Origin of the sequence: Actinoallomurus acaciae (genome assembly GCF_042429965.1) — a bacterium.
GTDB classification, from domain to species: Bacteria; Actinomycetota; Actinomycetes; order Streptosporangiales; family Streptosporangiaceae; genus Actinoallomurus; species Actinoallomurus acaciae.
In genome coordinates this window covers 1-3503 of record NZ_JBHLZP010000700.1, presented here as the reverse complement: position 1 = coordinate 3503, position 3503 = coordinate 1, and the positions used below count along the sequence as shown (strand labels likewise).

Below are 3503 nucleotides of genomic sequence, written 5' to 3'. Positions count from 1 at the left end.
CGCCCGCTGCCACGCCCGCCCGCCCCGTACGCCCGGCGTGGCACCGCCTTCCACCGCTGGCTGGAGTCGCGCTGGGGCCAGCAGCGGCTGCTCGACCTGGACGACCTGCCCGGCGCCTCCGACGAGGGCGCCGCGGCCGACGGGCAGCTCGAGGCGCTGCAGGAGGCGTTCGAGGCGAGCGACTGGGCCGACCGCGAGCCGTCCGACATCGAGGTGCCGTTCGAGACGCTGATCGGCGACCGGCTGATCCGCGGCCGGATGGACGCGGTGTTCCGGGCCGAGGGCGGCGGTTATGAGGTGGTCGACTGGAAGACCGGCCGCCCGCCGTCCGGTGAGGAGGCGCGCGTCGCCGGCGTCCAGCTCGCGGCGTACCGGCTGGCCTGGGCCCGGCTCGCCGGGGTCGAGGTCGAGCGGGTGAGCGCCGCGTTCCACTATGTCGCCGCGAACGTGACCGTGCGCCCCGCCGACCTGCTGGACGAGGAGGGCCTCACCGAACTGCTGGGCCGCATCCCCTCGGCCTGACACCACGCCGAACGGGGTCCGGAGCTCCCCGGCATCGGGATCCACGGCGAGATGTTCACCATGCGATGACAACGCACGCCGGGGCTCACTGCCGTCCCGGGACCACATCGCGGCCGATCGACACCGGCGGGCGGCACACGCGTTCGGCGGCGAGATGGCCGACCGGATCCGGCAGCATCTGGAGTCGCCGTCCACATGACGATTCCCGGCCCGAGCGGCGCACGGCCGCCTTCTGTCAGCAGGTCGCGAAGCGGTGGCCCGGCGTGCCCGGCGGGCTGACCTCGCGGTCGCGGAGGACGACCGACGGCCGGCCGGCACGGTCGCGGCAGGCCGCGGTGAGGTCGCGCCGGCGGTACTCGATGTCGAAGACCCGGCCCGGGTAGGCCGAGGCGTAGCGGTCGCACTCGTCGTAGCGCCCACACTCCTCGGTGACGGCGAGGTCGAAGCCGATGCTCCGGCGCCGGGAGAGCAGGCCCGCGGTGTTCTTCTGCGCGATGGCCAGGCCGTCGGCGTGGGCGCGGCGGGCCAGGAGGGCCGCGAACGCGGCGTTGTCGTCCGGGGTCAGCCGGCCGCCGGACCGCTCGTAGGAGTCGAGGTTGTCCGGCTCCACCGCCTGGAAGCCCCGGTGCGCGCAGTCGTCGATCCAGGTGCCGACGATCGCGGCCGCCGCGGCCCGCCTGGCGGGCGTCGAGACGTCCAGGAGCGCCTCGTTCCAGTCCCGGTCGATCACCAGTGCGCCGTCCAGCTTCCGCAGGAGCAGGTCCGGGTGGGCCCGCCGCCACCAGGCCAGCTCGTCCGGCTGGGCCTGGAAGGCGTTGACGTAGCAGATGGTGTACCGGCCGGCGAGCGGCGCGGCGGAGCGGTCGCGGGAGACGACCCGCACCCCGGGCGCGGGCGGGTACGGCCCGCCGATCTGGTAGTCGAACGCCGCCGAGACCGGCGGCGGTGTGACCCGTACGGGCCGGGGCGGCCTCGCGTCACCGGTCTCCGGCGAGGAGGTCCGCGAGAGGACGACGGCGGTCACCGCGGCGGCGACGACCACCGCCGCGCCGGTCACCAGCGCGACGCGACGCGGACGCACGCACAACCCCGGAAGACGGCCATCCGCGGACCGTACCGCACGACGGACACGAGGGCGCTCCATCACGCGGGAGGTCTTCGCCATGAGCGGCATCCGGGCTTCAGCCGGTGGGGCTCCAGCCGGCCTGCCGCCGGTTCCGATAGGCGCGCCGGAGCCGCCGCGGCGTGGACCTTGCCGAGGGACTGCCACCGCCGTTGGCCTCGCGGTCGCCTCGATCAACGGCGGTGTTTCGGCCGTACGGACCGCCGCGAGGGTCAGTCGGGCCGGCTCTCGTCGATCGGCGTCAGGCGGTCGGCCGCGTCGGGGTCCGTCTGGCCGATCCGGTCCAGCAGGCGGTGCAGGAGGGTGCGGAGAGCCTCGAACTCCTCGGGACTGGTCAGCTCGGCCCACCGCTCTTCGATCCGGTCTCCTGCGCCGGCCGCGAGCGGCCGGACCGCCCTTCCTCGTTCGGTGAGCACGACCAGCCGGGACCGCCCGTCCCGTGGGTTCGGGCGGCGTTCCAGATAGCCGGCCCGTTCGAGCTGGTCGACCGTCTGCGCCATGGTCTGTTTGCGTACGCCGGCGCGGATGGCGAGGTCACGGACCTGGATTCCCTCCGGGGGGACCAAGGGGAACACCTTCGCGTCCCCGGACCGGATGTCGCCGAAGCCCGCCTCGGCGAGGGAGGCCTCGACGCCGAGGGCGTACTCGCGGTGGAGCAGGCGCAGGAGGAGGGCGAATCGCGGTCGCCCGGCGGAGGAGGCTCCGTGCATATAGACAGTCACCTGTCTTGTTTCCTAATGTGGGCAGGTACCTGTCTAGTGTGTCATCGCCGGCGGAGAGGCCTCGTCATGCCCACCGCACATGTCCTGCGCTCCACGATCTTCTACCGGGAGGTCGGCACGGGGGGAGTACCGATGATCTTCCTGCACGGCAACCCCACATCGTCGTACCTGTGGCGGCACATCCTGCCGGCCGTCGGCGCGTCCGGCCGGTGCCTGGCGCCCGACCTGATCGGCATGGGCGACTCGGGAAAGCCCGGCATCGCCTACACCTTCCACGATCACGCGCGGTACCTCGACGCGTGGTTCGACGCGCTCGGGCTCGACCAGGTCGTGCTGATCGGCCATGACTGGGGCGGAGCCCTCGCCTTCGACTGGGCGGCCCGCCACCCCGGACGGGTGCGGGGCGTCGCGTTCACCGAGACGATCGTGAAACCGATGTCGTGGGAGGACTTCCCGGCCGGCGCCCGTCCGCTGTTCGAATCGGTGCGGACGCCCGGCGTGGGCGAGGCCATGGTGCTGGATCAGAACGTGTTCGTCGAGGGGTCGTTGCCGCGCACCGTCGCCCGCGGGCTGAGCGAGGAGGACCTCGACGTCTATCGCCGGCCGTACCCGACCAGGGAGAGCCGCGTGCCGTTGTTGCAGTGGCCGCGCGCGATGCCGCTGGACGGGGAACCGGCCGACGTCGTCGCCAGGATCGCCGCCTACACCGAGTGGCTGACGGCCGGCGCGGACGTGCCCAAGCTCCTGCTCACCTTCGAACCCGGCCCCGGCACGATGATGGGCCCGGAGATCATCGACTGGTGCGCCGTCCACGTGGCGAACCTGGAGACGGCGGCGCACGGGCCGGCCGGCCATCACACCCCCGAGGATCAGCCCGAGGCCATCGCCGCGTCGCTCGTCGCCTGGCTGGACGAGCACGGCCTGCTCCTCGACGGCGAGGGCTGAGCTTGACGCGAGCGCCGCCCCGGACCGGCGACGCGCACAGGAAGATCCCCGCCGGCCCGGCCCGGCCCGGCTAGGGCGTGTGTCGAAGTCCCGCCGTCCGGGACACTGCGCCCTCCCGGACACTCCCCGCCCTCCCGGACACTCCCCGCCCTCCCGGACACTCCCCGCCCTCCCGGACACTCCCCGCCCTC

4 protein-coding genes are annotated in these 3503 nt (G+C 73.6%); 2 read left to right on the top strand and 2 right to left on the bottom strand.

The genetic code is table 11. The features are described 5' to 3' along the window. The coding region (locus ACFFNX_RS45295) for a RecB family exonuclease (protein WP_378212490.1) at positions 1-522 on the top strand (522 nt) is incomplete at its 5' end. Positions 523-757: 235 nt separating this feature from the next. On the opposite strand, the gene ACFFNX_RS45290 is transcribed toward ACFFNX_RS45295, so the two are convergent. Continuing rightward, complete coding sequence (locus ACFFNX_RS45290; protein ID WP_378212489.1) at positions 758-1603, bottom strand: endo alpha-1,4 polygalactosaminidase; 846 nt, start codon at positions 1601-1603, stop codon at positions 758-760. A gap of 254 nt (positions 1604-1857) precedes the next feature. Continuing rightward, positions 1858-2367, bottom strand: coding sequence for a MarR family winged helix-turn-helix transcriptional regulator (locus ACFFNX_RS45285; RefSeq protein WP_378212488.1), 510 nt, complete (start codon positions 2365-2367; stop codon positions 1858-1860). A 66-nt stretch (positions 2368-2433) separates the two neighbouring features. Here ACFFNX_RS45285 and ACFFNX_RS45280 point away from each other — a divergent pair, with 66 nt between their 5' ends. Further along, complete coding sequence (locus ACFFNX_RS45280; protein WP_378212487.1) at positions 2434-3312, top strand: haloalkane dehalogenase; 879 nt, start codon at positions 2434-2436, stop codon at positions 3310-3312. Positions 3313-3503: the final 191 nt, after the last annotated feature.